Origin of the sequence: Streptomyces sp. 7N604 (genome assembly GCF_052245475.1) — a bacterium.
In the GTDB taxonomy this organism is placed as follows: domain Bacteria; phylum Actinomycetota; class Actinomycetes; order Streptomycetales; family Streptomycetaceae; genus Streptomyces.
Genome location: NZ_JBQQBX010000031.1, coordinates 55,677 through 78,016, shown reverse-complemented (window position 1 = coordinate 78,016; position 22,340 = coordinate 55,677). Strand labels below are relative to the sequence as shown.

23 protein-coding genes and 1 pseudogene are annotated in these 22,340 nt (G+C 69.3%); 7 read left to right on the top strand and 17 right to left on the bottom strand.

Annotation, left to right across the window (positions count from 1 at the left end; all coding sequences use genetic code 11):
• Positions 1–236: 236 nt before the first annotated feature.
• Both ACTWP8_RS29890 and ACTWP8_RS29885 read right to left on the bottom strand, forming a co-directional pair.
• Complete coding sequence (locus ACTWP8_RS29890) at positions 237–428, bottom strand: hypothetical protein (protein ID WP_443325205.1); 192 nt, start codon at positions 426–428, stop codon at positions 237–239.
• A 129-nt stretch (positions 429–557) separates the two neighbouring features.
• Positions 558–635, bottom strand: a pseudogene (locus ACTWP8_RS29885) (IS5/IS1182 family transposase); the annotation flags it as partial.
• Between the two features lie 231 nt (positions 636–866).
• On the opposite strand from ACTWP8_RS29885, the gene ACTWP8_RS29880 reads away from it, so the two are divergent.
• A complete protein-coding gene (locus ACTWP8_RS29880; protein ID WP_443325204.1) occupies positions 867–1,211 on the top strand; it encodes a chaplin in 345 nt (114 codons plus the stop codon).
• Between the two features lie 265 nt (positions 1,212–1,476).
• Here the strand turns inward: ACTWP8_RS29880 and ACTWP8_RS29875 are convergent, their stop codons facing one another.
• From ACTWP8_RS29875 to ACTWP8_RS29865, 3 genes are all read right to left on the bottom strand, one after another.
• On the bottom strand, positions 1,477–2,229 hold the full coding sequence (locus ACTWP8_RS29875; protein ID WP_443325203.1) for a lysoplasmalogenase: 753 nt from the start codon (positions 2,227–2,229) through the stop codon (positions 1,477–1,479).
• 505 nt (positions 2,230–2,734) lie between these two features.
• A complete protein-coding gene (locus ACTWP8_RS29870; RefSeq protein WP_443325202.1) occupies positions 2,735–3,151 on the bottom strand; it encodes a DUF6479 family protein in 417 nt (138 codons plus the stop codon).
• 84 nt (positions 3,152–3,235) lie between these two features.
• Positions 3,236–4,255 (bottom strand): nucleoside triphosphate pyrophosphohydrolase, encoded by a 1,020-nt coding sequence (locus tag ACTWP8_RS29865; protein ID WP_443325201.1) that lies wholly within the window; start codon positions 4,253–4,255, stop codon positions 3,236–3,238.
• On the opposite strand from ACTWP8_RS29865, the gene ACTWP8_RS29860 reads away from it, so the two are divergent.
• A complete protein-coding gene (locus tag ACTWP8_RS29860; protein ID WP_443325200.1) occupies positions 4,238–4,702 on the top strand; it encodes a zinc-binding dehydrogenase in 465 nt (154 codons plus the stop codon). The genes ACTWP8_RS29865 and ACTWP8_RS29860 overlap by 18 nt on opposite strands.
• 622 nt (positions 4,703–5,324) lie before the next feature.
• Here ACTWP8_RS29860 and ACTWP8_RS29855 read toward each other — a convergent pair.
• The 3 genes from ACTWP8_RS29855 to mfd form a co-directional block, all read right to left on the bottom strand.
• Complete coding sequence (locus ACTWP8_RS29855; RefSeq protein ID WP_443325225.1) at positions 5,325–5,966, bottom strand: SurA N-terminal domain-containing protein; 642 nt, start codon at positions 5,964–5,966, stop codon at positions 5,325–5,327.
• A gap of 166 nt (positions 5,967–6,132) precedes the next feature.
• Positions 6,133–6,915 carry an HNH endonuclease family protein gene (locus ACTWP8_RS29850; RefSeq protein ID WP_443325199.1) on the bottom strand — a complete coding sequence of 261 codons (783 nt, stop codon included), beginning with the start codon at positions 6,913–6,915 and terminating at the stop codon, positions 6,133–6,135.
• Positions 6,916–7,068: 153 nt separating this feature from the next.
• Positions 7,069–10,635, bottom strand: a complete 3,567-nt coding sequence (gene mfd / locus ACTWP8_RS29845; RefSeq protein ID WP_443325198.1) for a transcription-repair coupling factor — start codon at positions 10,633–10,635, stop codon at positions 7,069–7,071.
• Between the two features lie 409 nt (positions 10,636–11,044).
• Here mfd and ACTWP8_RS29840 point away from each other — a divergent pair, with 409 nt between their 5' ends.
• Genes ACTWP8_RS29840 through ACTWP8_RS29830 form a run of 3 tightly spaced genes read left to right on the top strand, consistent with a single transcriptional unit; the run spans position 11,045 to position 13,467 of the window.
• Positions 11,045–12,199, top strand: a complete 1,155-nt coding sequence (locus tag ACTWP8_RS29840) for a CapA family protein (protein ID WP_443325197.1) — start codon at positions 11,045–11,047, stop codon at positions 12,197–12,199.
• A gap of 12 nt (positions 12,200–12,211) precedes the next feature.
• The gene (locus ACTWP8_RS29835; RefSeq protein ID WP_443325196.1) at positions 12,212–12,880 is read left to right on the top strand and encodes a protein-L-isoaspartate(D-aspartate) O-methyltransferase; all 669 of its coding nucleotides are present in this window, start codon (positions 12,212–12,214) and stop codon (positions 12,878–12,880) included.
• 44 nt (positions 12,881–12,924) lie between these two features.
• Positions 12,925–13,467, top strand: a complete 543-nt coding sequence (locus ACTWP8_RS29830; protein WP_443325195.1) for a class I SAM-dependent DNA methyltransferase — start codon at positions 12,925–12,927, stop codon at positions 13,465–13,467.
• 14 nt (positions 13,468–13,481) lie between these two features.
• Here ACTWP8_RS29830 and ACTWP8_RS29825 read toward each other — a convergent pair whose 3' ends face one another.
• Both ACTWP8_RS29825 and ACTWP8_RS29820 read right to left on the bottom strand, forming a co-directional pair.
• Positions 13,482–13,991 (bottom strand): hypothetical protein, encoded by a 510-nt coding sequence (locus tag ACTWP8_RS29825; RefSeq protein WP_443325194.1) that lies wholly within the window; start codon positions 13,989–13,991, stop codon positions 13,482–13,484.
• A 133-nt stretch (positions 13,992–14,124) separates the two neighbouring features.
• Positions 14,125–14,547 (bottom strand): hypothetical protein, encoded by a 423-nt coding sequence (locus ACTWP8_RS29820; protein WP_443325193.1) that lies wholly within the window; start codon positions 14,545–14,547, stop codon positions 14,125–14,127.
• Between the two features lie 267 nt (positions 14,548–14,814).
• Between ACTWP8_RS29820 and ACTWP8_RS29815 the strand changes: the two genes are divergently transcribed.
• The gene (locus tag ACTWP8_RS29815) at positions 14,815–15,666 is read left to right on the top strand and encodes a helix-turn-helix domain-containing protein (RefSeq protein WP_443325192.1); all 852 of its coding nucleotides are present in this window, start codon (positions 14,815–14,817) and stop codon (positions 15,664–15,666) included.
• Between the two features lie 11 nt (positions 15,667–15,677).
• Complete coding sequence (locus ACTWP8_RS29810; protein ID WP_443325191.1) at positions 15,678–15,878, top strand: DUF397 domain-containing protein; 201 nt, start codon at positions 15,678–15,680, stop codon at positions 15,876–15,878.
• A 31-nt stretch (positions 15,879–15,909) separates the two neighbouring features.
• Here the strand turns inward: ACTWP8_RS29810 and ACTWP8_RS29805 are convergent, their stop codons facing one another.
• From ACTWP8_RS29805 to ACTWP8_RS29775, 7 genes are all read right to left on the bottom strand, one after another.
• Complete coding sequence (locus ACTWP8_RS29805; protein WP_443325190.1) at positions 15,910–17,073, bottom strand: hypothetical protein; 1,164 nt, start codon at positions 17,071–17,073, stop codon at positions 15,910–15,912.
• Positions 17,074–17,356: 283 nt separating this feature from the next.
• Entirely contained in the window at positions 17,357–18,031 is a 675-nt protein-coding gene (locus ACTWP8_RS29800; RefSeq protein ID WP_443325189.1) for a hypothetical protein, read from the bottom strand.
• Between the two features lie 24 nt (positions 18,032–18,055).
• Positions 18,056–18,730 (bottom strand): hypothetical protein, encoded by a 675-nt coding sequence (locus tag ACTWP8_RS29795; protein ID WP_443325188.1) that lies wholly within the window; start codon positions 18,728–18,730, stop codon positions 18,056–18,058.
• A 23-nt stretch (positions 18,731–18,753) separates the two neighbouring features.
• Positions 18,754–20,112: a hypothetical protein gene (locus ACTWP8_RS29790; protein WP_443325187.1), complete on the bottom strand. Its 1,359-nt coding sequence runs from the start codon at positions 20,110–20,112 to the stop codon at positions 18,754–18,756.
• Entirely contained in the window at positions 20,109–20,540 is a 432-nt protein-coding gene (locus tag ACTWP8_RS29785) for a hypothetical protein (protein WP_443325186.1), read from the bottom strand. The genes ACTWP8_RS29790 and ACTWP8_RS29785 overlap by 4 nt, the downstream gene beginning before the upstream one ends.
• A 15-nt stretch (positions 20,541–20,555) precedes the next feature.
• On the bottom strand, positions 20,556–21,587 hold the full coding sequence (locus ACTWP8_RS29780) for a hypothetical protein (protein WP_443325185.1): 1,032 nt from the start codon (positions 21,585–21,587) through the stop codon (positions 20,556–20,558).
• On the bottom strand, positions 21,584–22,237 hold the full coding sequence (locus ACTWP8_RS29775) for a hypothetical protein (protein WP_443325184.1): 654 nt from the start codon (positions 22,235–22,237) through the stop codon (positions 21,584–21,586). Before ACTWP8_RS29775 ends, ACTWP8_RS29780 begins: the two co-directional genes overlap by 4 nt.
• Positions 22,238–22,340 lie beyond the last annotated feature (103 nt).

Genomic DNA, 22,340 nt, shown 5'->3' with positions numbered 1-22,340 from the left:
TGCCGTTGAGCGCGCTCTGCACGGCCATGACACGTGGCAGGCCTATGCGACGGGGGGCGCGGCCTCGCTCCTGATGCGCCCGAGCGCAGTCCGGGGCCGGCCGTGGCTGTCCGTCCGAACCTCTCCGCCACCCATCCCGTTTCCACGTGCGATGCAGCGCCCTGATGTGGGATGCCCGGGGCGGCATCGAGTGCAGGGATATCCACCGGAAGGGCTGCGGGAATGGTGTCAGGGAACTATAGGAAGACGACCATCGGCTGGATCGCCGGAATCGCTTTGGCGGCGACGGTCCCGGCTGTCACAGGATGTTCGAACAATGTGGATTCCGCCGCGGAAAAGCCGGCCGCACGGGGCTCGGCCGCCGCCGACCCGAAGAAGAGGGATGGTGCGGCGGCCTCGCAGCCATCGGCCACCAGCCAGTAGATCATCCTGTCCCACTCCACCGGAGTGGAGCCGGAGGAGCTGGACGTCAAGATCGACGCCACCGAGATCGATGGCTCCTGGTGCGTGACCAATCTCGAATTCAACATCGGCTCGACTTCCGGCTCTGACTCCTAAGGCACCCGCACCGCGGCGCCGGCACCTTGGTACCCCTTGTCGGCCCAGCAGCGCAGACCAGCCTCGGCCGGGGCGTCCTCCAGGATGACGAACGCCTTTCCGCGCTGCTGCTCGGGCGGCGGCGCCAATTCACTCATGATCGGCGTGAAGTCGAGTTCCAGCGTGCCTGCTCGCGCAGCCAGGGCGGTACGCGGCGCCGTGCTGATCCGATCGGCGTAAGAGTGCGTGACCTGTCGTGGCCCGCGGCGTTGTGGCGTATGCCATCGCGCCATTTGCGCGAACGGTTCCTTTCTGCAGAGGAGACAGACATGTCACGCATGGCCAAGGCCATTGCCGTCACGGCCGCGGCGGGTGCCGTGGTCGCCGGTGTCGCCGGCACCGCGGTTGCCAGCTCGGATTCGAAGGGCGCGGCCGTTAACTCCGGGGGCGTCATCTCTGGCAATGTGATCCAGATTCCGCTCCACATCCCGATCAACATCTGCGGCAATAACTTCAATGAGGGTCCGCTCAGTATCGGCAACGCGACGATCGGCAATGTCTGCATCAACGCCGAGAACGATCACCACGACAAGAAGCACGACAAGAAGCACGAGAAGAAGCACGACAAGAAGAGCTACAAGAAGGACCACGGCAAGAAGAAGCACAGCTGGTAGCGATTCCGCGCGCCGGCGGTGCGCCGCGGCCCGGCCGGCCTCAGCCCACCCTGCACCGGAACGCACTCGGATGCCGGAACGCGGTCGGTGGCCTCCCGCTCCAGTGGGAGGCCACCGTCGCGTTTCACGGAGCGGGTTCCGGCTTCCCCCGCGCCTCGGCGAACGGGGGCGGCGGGAGAGCCGCCCGATGGTGAGCGGCTCGCGGGCCGTCGTCGTTCATGGTCCGGAGTCCCGGCCTTCCAGCGGCTGGAGATTCACTGGAGATTCAAGCGGCGGCGGCCACCCTTGCGTCGGTGTGCTCGAGCCAGCCGGAGGCGATGAGGTACTGGCCGAGGAGGTAGCCCGCCATGATCAGGACCTCGTGGGCCTCGCGGGAGGGGAGCTCACGGCCCGCCGCCTGGAGCCCGATCAGGAGGTCCGAGCCGAGGAAGGCGGCGGCACCCGCGGCCACCTTGCCGCCGACGCCGAGGGCGGCGGCGCCCATCACGGTCAGCGCGAGGCTGTATCCGGCGACGGGCAGCCGGAGCCGCTCGTCGAGCGTCGGCCCGAGCAGCGCGTTGACGGCCGCCCAGCCCGCCAGGCAGCCGACCGCGGGCCACGGCTTCCTCGCGATGCCGCGGAGCGCGCCGAGCTTGCGGGTGTAGCCCGCGGTGTAGCTGACCTGGGTGCCGAGGAAGGCGGCCATGCCGAGGAGGAAGGCGGGCTCGTGCTCGTCGAAGAGGAGCGCGGTGTCGCCTGCGGCGGCGAAGGCGAGCCCGGCGATCAGTGCCTTGGGGAGGGGCTCGGAGGTGTCCTTGCGGCGGCGCAGTACGTGTGCCGCGAGCGCGGGCATGAGCAGCGGCTTCGCCGCCCTGCGGAGGCCGCGGGGGCTGCGGGCGACGGCGGCCAGGTCGGCGGCGGCCAGCGCCCCGAACGCGGCGAGCGCGCCCCGTCCGTGCCCGTCTGGCCGCCCCAGCCGAGCCACGGCCTCGAGGACCCCGTTGCCGTACCGTCGACCGCGCTGCCGGGTGATCGCCATGCGCGGCAGTCTCCCGATGCCGGTGACGCGCCGTCAACGCCCCGGCCCTGTGACCTCGCCCGTTCCCGGCCAACAGGGCGCGCTCTCCGGGCAACCATGGCGCGAATTCCCCGCCCGCCCGCCGCTGGAAGCCCCCTGCGCGCAGCGCCAAGTGGAGCCGATGGACAGCCGCGGCGAGCCCGCCCCGGCCCAAGGCCGGTGCGCGACCGGCATGGGCGCACGATCGATCGGCATGGGCGCACGATTCGGGCACGGCTGGCCGCCAACCTTTCCTCCCCCCGAGGGCGTGGGTAGCCGAGGCCCCTGGCATGGGTAGCCGAGGCCCCGGTCACCCAGCGTCGGACTGGGACCGGCAAGCACCCGCGCGGCCCGTCCGCTGAGGCCCCCGCGGCGGCCGGAGCGCCGCCAGTCCGGGCAGGGCCGGGGCCGCATGCCCCGGTTTGCGACCATCGGGTGGGGTCGGGCGAGCCGTGTCCCCCCAGTTGCTCGCGCGCGGAGCGCGCGGTCAGCCTGTGCCGTGGCCGCTGCCGCCGCGGTCCCACTTCCTCGACTCCGGCTCCCCCTCGTCCGCCGCAGATTCCGACCGCTGGTTGTCGAACTCGTACGGCATGTGCCGGATGCCGTTGTGCGGTACGTCGTGTGGCCTGCGGCGCTCGTGGAAGTCCGTGCGCGGGCGGGCGACGTCCTGGTGACCCGGCCCGTGATTGGGCGGTGCCTCGCCCGTCTCGTGCTCGTCGTGGGTCCCCCACGCGCCACCCCGCCGCTGCGGCTCCTTCGGCGGCCCCGGCTCGCGCGCCCGGACCCGGAGGCCGAGGACGACCGCTCCGAACAGCACGAGCACGACGAAGATCCCGATGACGAGGGGACCGATCCCGACCAGGTAGTCCCGCCGCACGGCAATGTCCATGGTCAGCTGCAACATGCGCCACGAGTACCCCCGCCGGGGAGAGTCAGTCGGCGGCCGGGAGTCAGCCGGCGCGGGGAGTCGCGGAGAGCCAGCGGAGAGTCAGTCCGTCCCCTCGGCCGTACGGATCGCGTCCCGGTAGGCGCGGGCCGCGGCGCGCAGGGCCGACTCCGGGTCCGTGCCCTCCTTCTCCGCCCGTACGGCGAGGGCCAGCAGCCGCTCACCGACGCCTCCCCCGTCCCCCGCCGCAGGCAGCGGCACGGCAAGCCCTGCCGTCCGCACCCGCGCCGCGAGCTTGGCGGCGAGTGCCAGCGCGGGCTGGCCCAGCGGGATGCCGTCCGTGACCGACTCGCGCTGCTTCTCGGCGGCCTTCGTGCGCAGCCAGTGCGCCTTCACGTCTTCCGAGGTCTCGGCGGTCTCCGTACCGAAGACGTGCGGGTGCCGGTGGATGAGCTTCTCGACGATCGTGCCCGCGACGTCGTCGATGGAGAACGGCTCGTCCGGGTCCTCCTCGGCGATCCGGGAGTGGAAGACGACCTGCAGCAGCACGTCCCCCAGCTCCTCCCGCAGCTCGTGCCGGTCGCCCGCCTCGATGGCCTCGACGAGTTCGTACGCCTCCTCGATCCCGTACTTCGCCAGGCCCTCGTGAGTCTGGGTGCTGCTCCACGGGCACTCGGTGCGGATGGTGTCCATCACCTGCACGAGGTCGAGGAGGCGCGCGCCCGGCAGGTCGTACGAGGCGGGCAGCAGCTCGAGGTCCGGCATCTGCACCCGGCCGGAACCGGCCATCCGGGCCAGCCCGTCGGTCAGCTCCGGGTCGCCCTCGCCGGACGGGATGACGACAACGGTACGGCCTCCCGCGCAGTACTCCACCAGCTCGCGGGCGGACGGGGCGGCGTGCTCGACCTCGATGCCCGCCTCGTGCAGGTACGGCAGTTGAGGGTGGTCCGGGTCGGGGCACAGGACGCGGTCGGCGCCCCGCAGCGCCTGCCAGGCGGGCCAGGAGAGCAGGCCCGGGGCGACCCGGTGGCTGGTGGTGAGCAGGATGATGCGGCCGGGGGCCTCTGCTGCTCCTGCTGCGTCGGCTTCTGCTGCGTCGTTCGCATGTGCTGCTGCGTTCACGGGTCGAACGTAACCCACCGCTCACTCCCCCTGGGCGGACGGGATGTCGTCGAGGTGGTCCTCCACCCAGGTGCGCAGCCCTCCCAGGGGCACGGCGAGCGCGCGCGTGGGCTGCGCGCGAGTGCGTTTCTGGTGGAGCCGGACGGCGCGGCGCTGGCGCGGATCGCGGAGCTGATCGACGCGGGGGCTGTCGGCGCCGAGGTCGAGGACGTCCTGCCGCTGGACCGGGCGGCCGAGGCCCACCGCCGCGGCGAGGACGGCGGCACCCGCGGCAAGCTGGTCCTGACCGTGACACCCCCGCGCAACCAGCCGGCCACCGCCCGGCAGTTTCTCCCCTGCCCCGCCCCTTCCCGAAACCGGGGGCTACGCCCCTGGGCCCGGGGTCTCGGGCCCAACCCGAGCCCGGAAATGGCGCGGCGGCCGAGAACCCCACCGCAGGCGAGCTGATCGCCGCTCCCGCGCGGCGGGCTCTGGCCACCCGGGTCTGGCGCTTGAGCCCCGGTGGGGAAGGGGGAGGGGTTGGGCGGACCGATCACCGGGCCCGCGGCGGCCCCCGGCCCTCGGGGGCGTGGGGCTCACCAGGGGCGGCGGCCCTGGCCCCGGGGGCTGGGGCCGGGCCCAAGATTCGGGACGGGGCGGGCACGGGGAATCCCCCAGCAGACCGGCTGATCACCGGAACCCGCGCGACGGCCCCTGGCCTTGGGGTCTGGGGCCGGGCCCCGGATTCGGGGAGGGGCGGGGTGGGGAGAAAGCTGCGCGCAGACGGGCTGATCACCGGACCCCGCGCGGCGTGTCCCTCGCCCTGGGGCCCGGCGGCCGCGCCCCAGATTCGGGAAGGGGATGGGGGAGATAGCCGTGCGCAGACGGGCTGATCACCGGGACCGCGGCCGGGCAACCGGCCCACCGGATCCTGGGGCTCAATCCCAGGCCGGGGAATGGCCATCAGGCGAGAAACCCGCCGCAGACAGACGATCGCCGGGCCCCGCGGGCCTTGGCCCCGGGGTCTGGGGCTGGGCTCCAGAAGGGAAGGTCGGGAGAGAAGCCCGCGTCGGTGGGCGGCCGCGCGGCGTTAGGCCTGGGCGGGCTCCGTGGGCGTTGGGCGGAGCCAGGGGGTCTTCGCGTTGCCCAGCTGGACCTTCTTGGAGTCCCACGTCCCGTAGCGCGGGTTGACGTCGACACCCAGCTTCGTGGAGGCCTCGCTCAGGGCGTCCACCAGCTTCTGCACGCCCTGAGGGCTGCTGCGGTCCGCACCGAGCGACTGCGCGAGCTTGTCCATGGCGACCTGGTTGCGGATCGCGGCCTCCACCTGGCCGGGCGCGATGGCGTACTGCTGGAGCCACTGCTCGCGCAGCCGGTCGGCGCCGCCCGCCTGCCGCTCGGCCGTCGCCTGCGCCTTCTGTACGTCGCTGCGGCTGACGCTCACACCGGCGTCCGCGGCGGCGCGGTCGAGAATCCGGTCGAAGATCATGCTGCTGAGGGTGGCCCGGCTGAGCTGGCCGCTGTCCTGGATCAGCTGCGCGGGCTGCGCGGAGCCGCGCTGCGCCTCCCGTACGGCCTCCACCTGCGTCTGGAGCTCGGAGACGGTGATCCGGTCGCCGTCGACCACGGCCGCCGCACCGGGGTGCGAGGCGCTGCCACAGGCAGCCAGCAGCGGCGACGCGGCGAGCAGCGCGGCGGCGGAGACGGAGAGCGCGGTCCTGCGGCGGATCAGGCGGATCAAGTGGGCCTCCCGGCGGCAACGGTTGTGCGACGGTGCACCGACCTTGCGGTGATCGATGTTAGGCAGTCGGCGTGGTCTGGGCCACTGATTCGGGCAACGATTCGGGGCATGCTTCGGATACGCGGCTCACCCGGCACGAGCCCGGCAAGCCGCCGCCCTACCGGGCCGTGAAGCGCGCCGGCGCCTCTGTGGGGTTGCCGCCGGTCGGCAGCTTCTCCCCCGGGCAGCGCGCCAGCACCCGCCGCATCGCGTCCCGCTCCGCCTGCGTCACCCACAGCCCGTACTTCTTCTTCACTCCCACCTGCCGGGCGACGTACGGGCAGCGGTACGTCCGGTTCGGCGGAAGCCAGGTCGCCGTATCGCCGTCGCTCTTGCCGCGGTTGGTGCTTGCGTCGACCGCGAGAAGGTTGAGCGGGTCGTTGGCGAACGCGATGCGCTTGCGCGGCGCCCACTGCTGGGCGCCCTTCTGCCAGGCGTCGGACAGCGCGACGAGATGGTCGATGTCCACCTCGCTGCGCCCGCCGCGCCGGAACTCCACGCGCCTGCCGGTGTACGGGTCCGCGGCCAGCGCCCCGGACTCCACCACGCACTCCCCGTCCTTCCCGGCCTCCCCGTCCTCCCCTGCCCGGAAGGTCACCGCGTCCAGGTCCCGCTCGAGTATGTCGTCGCGCGTCGGGCAGCCGTTGCTGTCGGTGTCGGCCCACGGCGAGCCGAACCGCTCCCGCTCGTAACCGGTCCTGGGCGCCCGCCCCTTGACGGTCAGGCCGTCGACGGCCTTCAGCGCCGAGCCAGAGTCCGGGCCCGCATCCCCTGTGGCGGACGGCTCCGGCCGACCTCCGTCGCTCCCGCCGCCGTCGGGCACGCACCCGCCGACGGCCAGGAGGGCGGTGAGAGCAGCGGCGGCGTACGCGGTGCGGGCGGGGAGCGAGGACCGTATCAAGGCGGTGTCCCGTCGGGAGGCGGAGGCGGAGGCGGAGGCCTAGGCGGAGGCGGGCTGGGCGCGCGGCATTGCGCGCCCAGCGCGAAATCCTAGGGACGCGCCCCGCCCTTGTCTCCGTCCGCCCCCCGCCCCTGTCTCCGTCCGCCCCCGCCCTCAGCCGCCGAGAATCGTCGTCAGGAACTCGCCCGTCCACGCCAGCAGTTCGCGCCCGACCAGCGGCTTCCCGCCGATACGGGCCGTCGCCGGGCGGGGCACCAGGACCTGCTTCGTGGCCGGCTTGATGACAGAACGCGGGTGGAGGCGCTTGAGGCGCAACTCCTGCGACTCCCGCAACTCGACCGGCGAGAAACGGACGTTGGAGCCCTGGAGGGTGATGTCCGAGACCCCGCACGCCCGCGCGAGCAGCCGCAGCCCGGCCACCAGCAGCAGGTTCTCGACGGGCTCCGGCAGCTTGCCGTACCGGTCGGTGAGCTCCTCCCGTACGGCCGCGATGTCGTCCTCGGAGTTCGCGGAGGCGATGGCCCGGTACGCCTGGAGACGCAGCCGCTCGCCCGGCGCGTAGTCGTGCGGGACGTGCGCGTCGACCGGGAGCTCGATCTTGACCTCGAGCGGCGGCTCCTCCTCCACGCCGCCCTCGAGCGAGGCGCGGTAGTCGGCGACGGCCTCGCCCACCATCCGTACGTACAGGTCGAAGCCGACGCCCGCGATGTGCCCCGACTGCTCGCCGCCGAGCAGGTTTCCTGCGCCGCGGATCTCCAGGTCCTTCATCGCCACGTACATGCCCGCGCCCATCTCCGTGTGCTGCGCGATGGTGGCGAGCCGCTCGTGGGCGGTCTCGGTCAGCGGCTTCTCCGGCGGATAGAGGAAGTACGCGTAGCCGCGCTCGCGCCCCCGCCCCACGCGGCCGCGCAGCTGGTGGAGCTGCGAGAGGCCGAAGTTGTCGCCGCGCTCGACGATCAGGGTGTTGGCGTTGGAGATGTCGATGCCGGACTCGACGATCGTCGTCGAGACCAGCACGTCGTACTTCTTCTCCCAGAAGTCCACGACGACCTGTTCGAGGGAGGACTCCGACATCTGGCCGTGGGCGGTGGCGATACGGGCCTCCGGAACGATCTCGCGGAGCCTCGCCGCCGCCCGGTCGATGGACTCGACGCGGTTGTGGATGTAGAAGACCTGGCCCTCGCGCAGCAGTTCGCGGCGGATGGCCGCGCCGATCTGCTTCTGCTCGTACGGGCCGACGAAGGTCAGCACCGGGTGCCGCTCCTCCGGCGGGGTGGTGATCGTCGACATCTCGCGGATGCCGGTGACCGCCATCTCGAGCGTGCGCGGAATCGGGGTCGCGGACATGGTCAGCACATCGACGTTGGCGCGGAGCTTCTTCAGCTGCTCCTTGTGCTCGACGCCGAACCGCTGCTCCTCGTCGACGATGACCAGGCCCAGGTCCTTGAACTTCGTCTCGGAGGAGAAGAGTCGGTGGGTGCCGATGACGACGTCGACCGAGCCCTCCCCCAGGCCCTCGGTGACCGCCTTCGCCGCGCCGTCGGACTGGAACCGGGACAGCGCCTTGACCACGACAGGGAACTGCGAGTAGCGCTCCGAGAAGGTCGCGAAGTGCTGCTGCACGAGGAGCGTGGTCGGGACGAGGACGGCGACCTGCTTGTCGTCCTGGACCGCCTTGAAGGCCGCCCTGACCGCGATCTCCGTCTTGCCGTAGCCGACGTCGCCGCAGATCAGCCGGTCCATCGGGACCGACTTCTCCATGTCCTCCTTGACCTCGGCGATCGTGGTGAGCTGGTCCGGGGTCTCGGCGTACGGGAACGCGTCCTCCAGCTCCCGCTGCCAGGGCGTGTCGGCGCCGAAGGTGTGGCCGGGGGCCGCCATGCGGGCCGAGTAGAGCTTGATCAGGTCGGCGGCGATCTCCTTGACCGCCTTCTTCGCGCGCGCCTTGGTCTTCGTCCAGTCGGCGCCGCCGAGCCGGTGCAGGGTCGGGGCCTCGCCGCCGACGTACTTGGTGATCTGCTCCAGCTGGTCGGTCGGGATGTAGAGCCGGTCGCCGGGCTGGCCGCGCTTGGCCGGGGCGTACTCGACGACCAGGTACTCGCGGGTGGCGCCCTGCACGGTGCGCTGCACCATCTCGATGTAGCGGCCCACGCCGTGCTGCTCGTGCACGATGTAGTCGCCCGCGAGCAGGGTCAGCGGGTCGATGGTCTTGCGGCGGCGGGCCGGCATCCGGGCCGCGTCCCGGCCCGCGGCCTTCTGGCCCGACAGGTCGGTCTCGGTGAGGACGGCGAGCTTCAGGCCCGGGTCGACGAAGCCGTACTCGATGGAGCCGCAGGCGACGTGGACGACGGACGGGGAGATCCCGGCGAGGTCGCCCCTCTTTTCATCGGACACAGCGAGGCGGGCGGCGATGCCCTCGCCGCCGAGCACCTCGACCGTACGGGCCGCCGGGCCGTGCCCCTCGGTGACGTACACCGTGCGCCAGCCGTCGGCCAGCCAGCCCTTGGTGTCGGCGAGGGCGCGGGCGGTGTCGCCGCGGTAGCTCTCGGGGGCGCGCATACCGAGCCGGAGGGTGTCGCCTTCGGTCCCGCCGGGCTCTTCGAGCTCCGTGTCGGTGACGAAGGGGCTGACCGTCCACCACATCATGCCGAGCTCGCGGGCCCGGTCCCGTACGTCCGCGATGCCCCACAGGGACGCGGCGCCCACGTCGATCGGCGCCTTGCCTCCCCCGGCCGAGGCGGCCCAGGAGGCCTGCAGGAACTCCCGGGAGGTCGCGACGAGGTCGGCGGCCCTGGTACGGACCCGCTCCGGGTCGCAGACCACCGCCATGCTCCCGGCCGGGAGGACGTCCAGCAGCAGCTCCATGTCGTCGACGAGCACGGGAGCGAGGGACTCCATACCCTCGACCGCGATGCCCTCGGCGATCTTGCCGAGCAGCTCGCCGAGTTCGGGGTGGCGCTCGGCGAGGTCCGCGGCCCGCTGCCGTACGTCCGCGGTGAGCAGCAGCTCGCGGCACGGCGGGGCCCACAGGCCGTGCTCGGCGACCTCGAGGGAGCGCTGGTCGGCAACCTTGAAGTAACGGATCTCCTCGATGTCGTCGCCCCAGAACTCGATCCGCAGCGGGTGCTCCTCGGTGGGCGGGAAGACGTCGAGGATGCCGCCGCGCACCGCGAACTCGCCGCGCTTCTCGACCAGCTCGACGCGGGAGTACGCGGCGGCCGCGAGCGCGTCCACGACCTCCTCGAGGTCGGCGGTCCCGCCGGTGCGCAGCGCGACCGGCTCCAGGTCGCCCAGCCCCTTGACCTGCGGCTGCAGCACGGAGCGGATGGGAGCGACGACGACGCTGACCGGCCCGGCGGCGGGATCGTCGGCAGCCGGATGCGCGAGGCGGCGCAGCACGGCGAGGCGGCGGCCGACGGTGTCGGAGCGGGGGGAGAGCCGCTCGTGGGGCAGCGTCTCCCAGGACGGGTACTCGACGACGCCTTCCGAAGGGAGGAGCGAGCGGAGGGCGGCGGCGAGGTCCTCGGCCTCGCGGCCGGTTGCGGTGACGGCCAGCACGGGGCGGCTCGCAGACCTGGCGAGGGCGGCGATGGCGAAGGGGCGCGCGGCGGGCGGGCCGACGAGGTCCACATGCGGCCGGTTGCCGTCGGCGGCGGCCTTCACCGCTTCGGCGAGCGCGGGATCATTGACGACGACGTCGAGCAGACCGTGCAGGCTCATGAAGGCTTTCCCGTCCCGGGTGATCACTTGGCTACGCAGACTTACGAATCGCGGACCTCAGGCGGACAACGCGAATCGCCCGACACGTCATACGGGCCGGGGTGCTCCAGCGTACGTCGCCCCGCCGACAAGCGGAGCCGAGTCCTGGGGAGGGGTGGGCTGAGGGTGGGTGTCCAGGGCACCGATCGGCCTTTCCCCGCTTTAACCCCCGCAGTGCCCCTACAGCTGGTTCCGCCCGCGGGCGCGGCCCTACAGCTGGTTCCGCCCGCGGGCGCCCGGCCCTACAGCGGTTCCGCCCGCGGGCGCCCGGCGCCCCGTCCCGCGGCTTCGATCTGCGGCTCCGTCGCGTGGCAGGGAAGCAGCCCGGCGCAAGTGCCATGAGCCGCCGGACACGTCCTAGCGTGGAAGTATGCGGGGCGACCTGGTGACGCTGTTTCTCTGCGGCGACGTGATGCTCGGCCGGGGCGTGGACGCGATCCTTCCGCACCCTGGCGACCCGGCGCTGAGGGAGACGTACATCCGGGACGCCGACGGCTACGTCGAGCTGGCGGAGGCGGTGAACGGTCCGATCCCGCGCCCCGTCGAGTTCTCCTGGCCCTGGGGAGACGCCCTCGACGCGCTCGACGAGGCCGCGCCCGACGTCCGGGTGGTGAATCTGGAGACGAGTGTCACGCGGAGTGACGACTTCGAGCCGGGGAAGCCGGTGCACTACCGGATGACCCCGGACAATCTCCCCTGCCTGGCCGCGGCCCGGCCCGACGTCTGCGCCCTGGCCAACAACCACGTGCTGGACTTCGGCCGGAGCGGGCTCGAGGAGACGCTGGACTCCCTGGCCGCAGCGAAGCTGCGGGCGGTGGGAGCGGGGCGGTACGCGGACGAGGCGCGGCGCCCGGCCATCGTCCCGGTCGACGGTGGGGCACGCGTTCTGGTCTTCTCCTTCGGAATGGCGTCCAGCGGCATCCCGGCGAGCTGGGCCGCCACCGCAGACCGCTCCGGGGTCGACTTCGTCCCCGAGCCGTCGTACGCCGCGGCGGCCGAAGACGCCGACCGCGTACGGCAGGTGAAGCGGTCGGGCGAAGTCGCGGTCGCCTCGATCCACTGGGGGTCCAACTGGGGCTACGGGGTCCCCCGGGAGCAGATCCGCTTCGCGCACGCGCTGATCGACGGCGGGGTCGACGTCGTGCACGGGCACTCGTCGCACCACCCGCGCCCGATCGAGGTGTACCGGGAGAAGCTCATCCTGTACGGCTGCGGGGACTTCATCGACGACTACGAGGGGATCTCCGGCTACGAGGAGTACCGGGACGACCTGCGGCTGCTGTACTTCGTGTCGGTGGACGCGGACACGGGTGAGCTGGCCGGCGCGCGGATCGTGCCCATGCAGGCCCGGCGAATGCGGCTCCGGCACGCTTCGCGCGGGGACGCCGAGTGGCTGCGCACGGTTCTCGACCGGGTCAGCCAGGGGTTCGGCTCCCACCCGGGCCTCGGCCTCGAGCCGGACGGCACGCTCACGCTTGGGCGGGAGCGGCCGGTGGGGCCGGTGGGGCCGGTCGGGCGAGCGTGAGGACGGCGAGCCATGATGGAAGCGGATTCGCCCGAGGGTCCCGAAGGTCCCGAAGGTCCCGAACACCTGGTCCGAGCCATCCGGGCGGCCGGCATCCGCGACGAGCGCGTACTCGAGGCCGTACGGAGGACGCCGCGCGTCGGCTTCGTCCCCGCGAGCTACGAGGCGGACGCGTACGACGACTCGCCCCTCCCGATCGGACGCGGGCAGGTCACGACACAGCCCTCGCTGTCGGCGAGGATGATCGAGGGCCTCCAACTCGCCGGCGACGAGCACGTACTCGAGGTCGGCACCGGCTTCGGCTTCCAGACCGCGCTGCTGGCCCGTCTGGCCGCCGACGTCGTGAGCATCGACAGATGGCCGGAACTGGTCCGCCAGGCGCGGCAGAACCTCGCCGGTCAGGGCATTCGGAATGTGGAGCTGTGCGTGGGGGACGGCAGCCGCGGCGTACCGCAGCGCGCTCCGTACGACGCCGTCGTCGTCTCGGCGGCGTTCCCGGAGGTCCCCCCGCCCCTGATCGAACAACTCCGCGCCGGCGGCCGCCTCGTGCAGCCCATCGGCTCGGGCGGGGACGAGGAGGTCGTGTCGTTCCGGCGCACCGCAGCCGGGCTGGCACGCGAACAGGTCCTCACCTGGGCCAGGTTCGTTCGCCTCCACGGGGAGCACGGCTTTCCGCCCTGAGAACACGCATCCACGTATGGCCGGGGGCCGCAGGCTGCTCGAACGTGAAGACCGAGCCGGACTTCCTCAGCACCACCCGGGCGTTCCACGACGCCGTGGCCACCGACTACGCCGAGCGCTTCCGCGACGAACTGGCGGCCTGGCCGCTGGCCCGGGCAATGCTCGCCGCTTTCGCCGAACTCGTACAGGCCGCCGGCGCCGGTCCGGTGGCCGACCTCGGGTGCGGCCCCGGCCGCCTGGCGGCACACCTGCATGCGCTGGGGTTGTCCGTGTTCGGGGTCGACCTGTCACCGCAGATGATCGCGCTGGCCCAGCAGGCGCACTCGGGCCTGCGGTTCGAGGAGGGTTCGATGACGGCCCTGAACCTGCCGGACGGCGCACTCGGCGGCGCTGACCGCGCTGGTCCGCACGTACGACAAGCTGCGTCCACCTCGCGGGAGGGCAGGCTGCCGAGTTCCGGATCGGTGGGGGATGTTCGGCGCCCTCACCCGCCGCGCTGCCGCCCATCCCTTCCCTGCCCTCAGGTGCTCTCGTGTCTGCGGAACAGCACCCTGCGCGCTCCAGTCACGGGAAACAGCGTCGGCTGACGCCTGTCAGCCCCTTAGCCGATAGGCCCCCAGTCGCGACGCGGCCGCGACGGTTCGGTCCCGTGGACGGACGCAACGGAGGCTTCCCCACGCCGACGAAAACGCGTCAGCAGCAACAGCACCAGCCCCATGACGACGGGCAGCCCGAACAGCGCCGCGAATCCGATGGAGAACCACCCGCTGCTGTCGCCCCGGCTCAGGGCACGCACACCGGTGACGGCAGCAGCCGCAGCCACCACTATCGGAGGCGGCAACCAAGGCCATGGATCGGGTTGGGGCACCGGTTCGGCACGTCGCCCTTCGCAGAAGGCCGCGTACCAGTAACGAGCAGACCACCAGGCGAGCAGGTACCCCGACACCGCGCCCGCCCCGAACCCGGCGGACGCCAGCAGGGAACCGCCGTTACCGCTGACCGCGACGGCGGTCAGGACCGCCCCGGCGCCGAGCATGAAGAGGAAGAGCATGGTGCCGACGGCCAGGCGGTGACGCCGACTGCCGTCGAGTGCGCGGGGAGAGATGTACACGGCCTCACCCTATGAGGGCCATTGCTGCCGGCCCCTGCGGGTCACCGATCCGTGACGAAGGACCCCATGCCAGGGTCGTGGCGGCTGCGCTGGGCGGAGTGACCGTCCGGCGCATGTAGGGCAGGCCGAGCCATCAGGCAGCGTCGGCACGATCGAACGCCGCCGCAGTGGGCCTGACGAGCCACACCAGATGTGAGGTGATGCCCGCCCCTCGCTCGAACCACTCCGCTGCCCGCTCGGAGGAATCGAGGCTGAACTGCCGCCTGCCATCCACGCTGATCACATCTGCGTGACCATCGTGGTACGCCACTCCCCACGCCGCGACCCATACGTCCGCCTCACCTGCCTCCAGGCCACGTTCCTGGACAACGGCGAAGAGGCGGGGCGCCAAGCTGACTACGAGCGCGCATAGTTCTGCTTCAAGGTTCTCCGGTGGGCGGGTCGTGCGGTCGGCTCCTGGAGGCTCCAGCACGGCGCTTTCGGGCGCGCCTGGGGATGCGAGATCGGGCTGGTCGGATGATCCAGAGCCGGGGCACTTCGGGGATACGGTGGTCATAGAAGTCTCCTGCTGGGAGGTGGAGTTGGTTGGACCGGAGCAGAGTGCTGACAGAGCCGAGAGACAGGGCCATGCGGTGGCATTGCCGCCCTCCCGCTGCAGCCGGGCAGGGCGGTGCGCTTCCGACGAAGTGGCACTGCCGGTGGGTGACTTGACACACACCGTAGCGCCGCCGATGTAAGTTATTCCATCGAATCTTGGAAATTCTTCCATGTAGCCCGTGCGGGTGACTCGGGCACACCCAGTACGGCCGATGAGGGGACCTCGATGCCGCCGAGCACCAACCCCACCCTGCGTCAGCAGCGCCTCGGCGTCGAGCTACGCAAACTCCGCGAGCGCGCAGGGCTTGCCTCAACCGCAGCCGCATCCCTCCTCGGTGGCAACCAGGCCCGCATCAGCAACATCGAGGCGGGCCGATACGCGGTGAGCGCTGATCGGGTGCGAACGTTGGCCCGTATCTACACGTGCGCGGATCAGGAGTATGTTGACGCCCTCGCCGGAATGACCGGCGGACGGAAGCGCGGCTGGTGGGAGGAGTACCGAGAGACCCTTCCCAGGGCTCTCGTCGACCTCGCCGAACTCGAATACCATGCGGACGCCTTGCGCGTGGCCGTCATGATCCACATGCCTGGGCTGCTTCAGACGCCGGAGCACGCCCGCGCGACTTTCCGCGAAAACGTTCCCCGGCTCCGGCCACACGAGGTGGAACACCGCGTCTCATTCCGGATCAAGCGGCAGGAGATCCTCTACAGAGACCATCCCACTCCGTACACAGCGATCGTCCACGAGGCCGCCTTGCGCATGGGGGTCGGAAGCCCTGACACAGTCCGAGAACAACTCGGCTTCCTCATCGAGATGAGCGAACACGACCACATCTCTATCGTCGTGATCCCATTCGGGGAGGCAGCCTTTCCGGTGTCTGGCCAGCCCATCGTCTACGCCTTCGGCCCCACGCCTCAGCTTGACACGGTCGAGCTCGACACCGAGTACGGGTGCGAGTTCATCGACGCCGAGGCACAGTTGGCAAAGTACCGGACGGTGCTGGACCGCATGGAGGCACGCGCCCTCAAGCCAAGCAAGTCACGCGACCTGATTCACCGCATCGCACAGAGCATCTGAGAGGAATCAACGTGTCCACGTACGACTGGCAGAAATCCTCGTACAGCAACGAAGGCGCAAACTGCATCTTCGTCGCCGCAGCCGACGATGGCTCGATCAAGCTCCGCGAGAGCGATGACCCCGATGTCATAGTCACAACGACGCCCGAGAAGCTGAGAGCGTTCATATACGGCGTCAAAGCGGGCGAGTTCGACCACTTCGTCGGGCACTGAGCAACGTAGCGAACCGCCACCACTGGGAGACTCAACCCAGCACGCGAACGCCAGACTGCGCCAGCTCCTCGGCAAACGCCCGGGGTTCAGGTGTGCGCAGCTCGATGGCCTCACCGGAATGCAGAAGCAAGTCGACAGAGCCGGTGAGCCAGGCGACTCCGGAGGGAATGACAACGGCCCCGATAAGCTCGGTGAGAGGCAGGTCGAGAGCAGAGCCGTCTGTACCCCGCAGTTGGAGAGTGCCTGAGGTTACGACAACTGCGCCGGTGCGGGAGGGGCCGTGGTCCCAGTCGGCTGTCCCTGCACCACTCAGACTGGCGTCGTTGAGGCCGTACCGCACGGGCCGCACTCCCCCGGTGGCCCCATCGAATGCGGTGGCGAGCCGGTCTGCTGCCGACGCCATGGCTTGCCGTTCGCGCTGGCGCTTAATGATCACGATGGGCAGGCCGAGAATCAGGATGGCCACGGCGATCGACGCAATGACGCCGAAGCCAGCGGCCATCCTCGGGCGTGCCGTGAAGTAGATCAGCGTGACGATGACGGTGGGAGCGAGGAGCAGCGCGTAGAGGAGAGCAGGGTGGAGCCCTTGCACGGTGCTGGTAGGAGGCTGGCCAGCTGCTAGTTGGCTTCGCTGCTGCCAGCGCCTCCGTTCCCGGCCTCGGACCAAGCGTTCAGTAAGACACCACCGGTGACGCTTGATGTACGTAGCCGTGACGCACCAAGCAGCCACCGTGACGACCGTAAACAACAGGAGCAAGCCGATCAGCCCCGAGTCAGCAAGATCTCCCGCAGCCACGGGAATAGCGATCACAAGCACCACCCCGACCATGCAGATCGCCGCCCCCGTAATACCGCGGCCGTGGGGGTAGGCGGAAACCCCGTAGACGTCGGGTACTTCCGTGCTTTCGACGGCGGAAGTCGGCGGCGCTCCCGAACGTTCCAGGTCGTATGCCATCGCGAGACTGCCCGGTATATCCCCAGGCGGCAGCGCACGCGCCTCCGGCCGACGGTCCAAGACCACCCACTCCTGGATCAGGGACCAGCGTTGCATCCCCCGGGCGCGCATGGCGCGCAGCACCAGGGCAGGGGTCACTCCGAAGATGGCGATCACGATGAGCGCCCCGACCAAGCCCGGTGCAGCATCCGTGACTCCGCCCTGGTCCGAGGCAAGAGCGTCGCCGATCAGCTTGGGCACAAGGGCTGCGGCCAGACCAAGCGCTGCAACAGTCAATAGGAATCCAAGCCCCCTACGGCGTGAGACATCCTCCCCCACCAGAGCATCCAAGGCTTCGGACCGCTCGTGGAGCAAAGTGGCGCGATCGGCGTAGGAGTTGACAGAGCGAGGCGCTGGTGGAAGTTCCTTGCGCCAGAACCGAGAAGACCCGTTCCGCCCACTCGTACGCCCAGCATCCGTGGTCGTCATGCCATTGCTTCCTTGGGAGTCCCCTCGTTTCGATTCCTGAGTGGCCAGGTCCCGGTCATGCCGGGCTGGTCAGCGGGTTCTCGAAGCTGACCATGTCGGCGATCTGATGGAGCATGCGGCGATAGTGCTCGCGACGGCCAACGGCCATGGTGCTCAACGTGAGGACTGCCAAGCGCTTGCCGTCCGGATGCGGAAGGTGGGCGTAGATCTGGAGAAGGGGTTCCTGGGGAACGCCGCTGTCGGCAGGGGCGGTACGTACCATCTCGCTGAGGGACGCCGGGCCACAGGGCAGGTCGAGGTACTCGATGTGGGTGTGGCCCTCGGCGGTGACCACAGCGCGGGCGGCGGCTATGGCGCGCGGGGCCCAGGCCGTTTCCCGCCAGGAGAGCGTGAAGAGGGAGAGAAGGGGGCGCCCGTAGCCGCTGTCCGTGTCGTCGACGTCATCGCGGTGCAGGCCGAGGGAGCAGTGGACGGTACCGACCTCGTGCAGCGCGAGCAGGAGTTGCTGGCCGGCAGCGAGCCGTGCGGTGAACTGCTGACGGGTGATCTCGTCCGGGACTGCTTCGATGACCGGGGCGAGGGCCTGGCGCAGTTCCTCGGCGGCCGGGGAGCCGGGTGGGGCGAGCAGGGCATCGAGCGGCATCTCGGTGAAGCCTTCGGGGACGGCGAACCAGATGCTGGCGTGGGGGTCCTTGGCGGAGTCGTGGATCGTGAAGCGAGGAGTCAACATTAGGGACTTCTTCTCGGGCTCAGATCAGGGCCGAGGGTCGCCAGCGGGGTGGATACCGGCTCGCCGACCACGATCAATGTCTTCCGGGGTAACTCCCCAGTCAGAGAGAGAACGGCGGCCGCCGTCCGACCCCATCTGCTGCTGGAGGACGTGCAAGCGGCGAGGCGCCCTACCATCAGAGGTAGGCGCGGCGACGAGACCGATGAAACGGGGATCGCCTGCGAACCACACCACGTCAATTTGCGCCTTCAGTTGAGGCTTGGCACGGGGGGCCATACGGCGGTGCCACCAGCCGACCCGCATGTGCCGGGGGAAGACCAGCGGCAATCGCTGCTCAGCGCGACCCGGATTAGGAAATTCGAACCATCCGTATTGCCTGCCCAGAACTTCCGGGTGCTTGGTCAGTCCACACGGAACGCCTTTCAGTACCTGCCATGGGTACTCTCGCAAGATGCGCATCATGCGCACAGCCCACGGAAAGTAGAATAGTTGAACAAACGCCCGATAGAAGGTATAGATCAGAAACGGGACGAAGAGGAAAGTGAAACCCGGGGACAAGAACACCACCAAGACTGCCAGCAGGCCAAACCAGGCGGCAATCCATCCGATGAGGCCTACGACGTTCATCGCCATGTGTTTCATCCACGCGTTTCGGGCTGGCGGGTGGTCCCAGGCGGTGGGGTAGTCGGCGGGATCCATGTGGGTCACTCTCTACGGAGGGGTCAGAAGAGGTGGCGGGCGAGATCGAGCAGCCCGCCGCTGTCCATGCCGAACCGTACGCCGTCGATTCCCGTGGCGCCGTCCTTGGCCCCGTCATTATCGGCTGCGTCCACGGTGTTGGCGACCAGGCCGTAGCCCGCGGTGAGCACGCCGGCGGAGGCAGACGTAACCTCCATCACCCTGCCTACCTTCGCGGGGTCTCCCGCACCTCGCACCACGAGGTCAAGCACTGGGTTGCTGAGATCAGAGACAGTCCGGGCTTCTTGCAGGGTCTTGGTACTGAAGGTGGCCAGCTTCTGCGTCAACGTCAAGGTCTCGCCACTGGCACGAACGGCGCTCACCGTTTCTCGGATCCCCAGTCCCACCGCGCCAAATCCCGGGAGTGCGCCAAGGACATCGCCTCCGACGCTGACGAGGTTGCCCCAGAAATCTGAGTCGAATTCACCCTTGGTAAAGCCGTCCTTCAACGACGCCACGACCTCGGGGTGGTCGAAGAGCCGCAGCGCCAACGCCCCCGCGCTCATCGCCGCTGCCGTCAGGAGCAGTACCGCCGCCAACGTCCCCCCCGACAGAACGAACAGCGCCACCAGGCCGATGACACCCGCCGTGAAGCTGAGGATGTCAGGGAGGTTCTCGCTGATCCACTCACCGATCTCCTCGAAGAGGCCCGGCTCGTGGGGCGCGAGCTTGTCCGTTGCGTCACGGATCCTGTCGGCCCGCTCGGCGGCCTTGTCCTCGTGCTCCTGGGCGAGTTTGCGGGCCTTGCTCAAGATGCGTTCGAGATCAGCGCGGGCGTCGTCCACGTGCCCGTTGGCACGCTTCAGCGCCTTCTGCGCGTCGTCGTGCCGGGCTCCTTTCTTGTCCAGGTCCGGGTCGTCGCCCGCCCGGCCGGCCCGCGCCTCGGCGGCGTCCAAGGCCGCCCGGGCGTCCTTCGCGTCGTCGTTCAGGCGCTTGGCGCGGCGCTGGAAGTCGTCGAGTTCGCCTTCCCAGTAGCCGAGTTGCTTCGCCGCCTTGCGGATGGAGTGGGCGGCGTTCTTGAGGTTGAGCGGGAGCGGGCCGCCCTCGATCTGCTCGCGGAAGGCGACGGCGGCGTCGCCCTCCCAGTAGCTGCCATCCATCAGTCTGCTGACCAAGCCGTGGGTCTCTTCGAGGGTCTTGGCGCAGTTGGTCAGCTTCTTGTGCAGGGCGCGTACGGTGTCTGTGCTGCCCGGCACCGGATTGAAGCCCAGATCCGGGTAGTCGGGATTCGGGATGTGCGGGGAGGACTTGAGGCCCTGAGGCTTCGTGAGGTCGTCCACGTAGTTGCCCCGGCGCGGGGGTGTGGTCGGCTGCGGAGGTTCTATGCCGGGGGGATACGTCACTTCGCATCACCGCTTCGGCCGCCCTTGCCCTTACCCTTCTTCAGGGCCTCCTCCAACGCTTTGTCGACTTCCCGGTAGCTGTCCTTGCTCTCGCCCACGATCTTTGCGAGTTCCTCCGTCTGCTCACCGATCTGCTCGGCGCCATACTTCCAGTCGTTCTGGAAGTCCTCGCACGCGGAGTCGAGGTTGTCGGTACCGAGGCCGGTGACGGTCGCGTCGCTCAGCGCCTTGCGCAGACCTTTCAGCGAATCGGTCGATTTCTTGAGCAGTTTGATGAAGTGCCCGAGTTCATCGCCGTCGACGGCTAGCCGCTCCGCCACCCCCACCTCCAGAATCGTCTCTTGCCGCATACGTAAACCGGGCGACGGTATCGGTATCGCCGCCGCCCGGTCGCCCAGCCCCTGCGCTGGACAGAGGCGCGTGTTCACTCAAGGGTCCACTGGTCAGCGGTTGATGGCCTGGACCTCTTGGACGGTGACGTCGGTCGTCGTGCCGAAAGTGCCGTCCGGGAGGTCACCGCCCGTGCCCCCCGAGCCCTGCCAAGAGATCTTCCAGGTCAAGGTCGCCTTGAGCCTGTGCGGCGGGGCGTTGTTGGTGGAACGCAGGTACGTGATGCCGCACGGCGGATCCTGCTTGGCCTTGTCCTTGGTGTACGGAGTTCCAATGCTTCCGTCGTCGTTGATCGGGCAGTCACCCGAGGCTGGGAAGACCTTCGCGTCCTCCGTACCAGGGTCGAGGTGGAGACTGACCGGCTCGGCTTTGGTCGCAGCCCACATTCCGGTTCCGGGCAGTTCGGCCCTGACTTCCACGGGCTCGAACTTAGCTTTGTCCAACCAGATCCAGGAGGGCAAATTGACCGTCTGCTTGCCGTCCGGGTTCATCTCAACTTCGGTGTCGGGGACCTTGTTTTGCTCGTATGCGAGTTGGGCAAGCATCTTGGTGTCGATGGCTTGAGGTTCGGCCGGGGCCCTTCCGTTGTCAACCCAGAATGCCGGCTTGTTGCACGACCTCGATTTTGGATCATCCTTCATTTCCGGGTTCACGACACCTATCCACCACCTCCCCTTGCCCTGCTTGCTTACGTTGAAGTCCTTGTAGGGCTTTCCGTTCTTGTAGCGATCTTTCGTCTTGCTGTAGTCAGGGGCGTCAAGCCCCGCGATCTTTGCGTTCGACTCGGCTATCGACCATTGAGCTTCAGTGACCGACTTGAAGTCTTTCGCGGTCCAGTACGGTTCGTACCAGCAAGGCGGCGGAGACCAATTGGTGTCGACTGGGGCGATGGGGCCACTAGAAGAGGGCTTGCCGCCTTTGACCTTGAACGCAACTCGGGAGCTCAGCGTTGGGCCACTGGCGTCACCTGAGGGTTTGCCTGCTCCAGCATCAGCTGCCGGCTCCTCAAAGGCGACAGCTGCGTGCGCCGACACAAGAGTCGCGTATGCGGCAAGTGAGGCCACAAGGAAGGAACGGAACTTCACGCCCTGCACTCCTTGGCGCCGACCGTGACCGAGACGTCCGAGACTTTCCAGACGCCCTTCGGATCCTTGCGCAGCCCCAGGTTGTAGAGGACAAAATTACGCTCATCCTTGGGGTCGGTCTTCTCAACCTTGCCGGATTCCGTGTTCTTACTGTAAAGCTTGCTTTGGTCGCGGCAGGTCACAAGACCAGCCGAGCCCTTCTCAAAGACGGCCACTTTCCCATTGAAATAGCGATCGGTACCAGTCGGAGCCAGGCCACCTTCGATGTTCAATTTGATTTGCTTAATGGCGTACGACAGCCCCTCGTCACCGGAGTAGAACGAGTACGCGGGGTCCTTGAGGTCGTGGTTTACGCTGGCGCGCTTCAGCCCGCGAAAGTACTGCTCGGTGTCGGCGAAGACGGCATCCGCTGCAGGCTTTCCAGTTTTGTTCCACTCAAAGTCCATGCGCAGGTCCTCGGGCAACTCCGTATTTGGTCGCGCGCCATCCGCAGTCGGAGATGCGCTCGGAGTGCTGGATGTATCAGAGCTTTCGGCTCCAGCGATCTTGTCGTCCTTTGGCTTGTCCTCGCCACCGCTGCAGGCGGCCAGCATCATGGCGGCCGCAACGGCGCAGGCCGCAGCGGTGATGGGCAGGCTTCGGGCAGACACGGGGTTCCCCCTCCAGTACGCGAGACACGAAGCGTTCACGCTACTGCAGCGGCCTGTCAGTTCAGCAAAGAGGTCAGCACAGTCCGTAGTCGTCTCTGGTCAG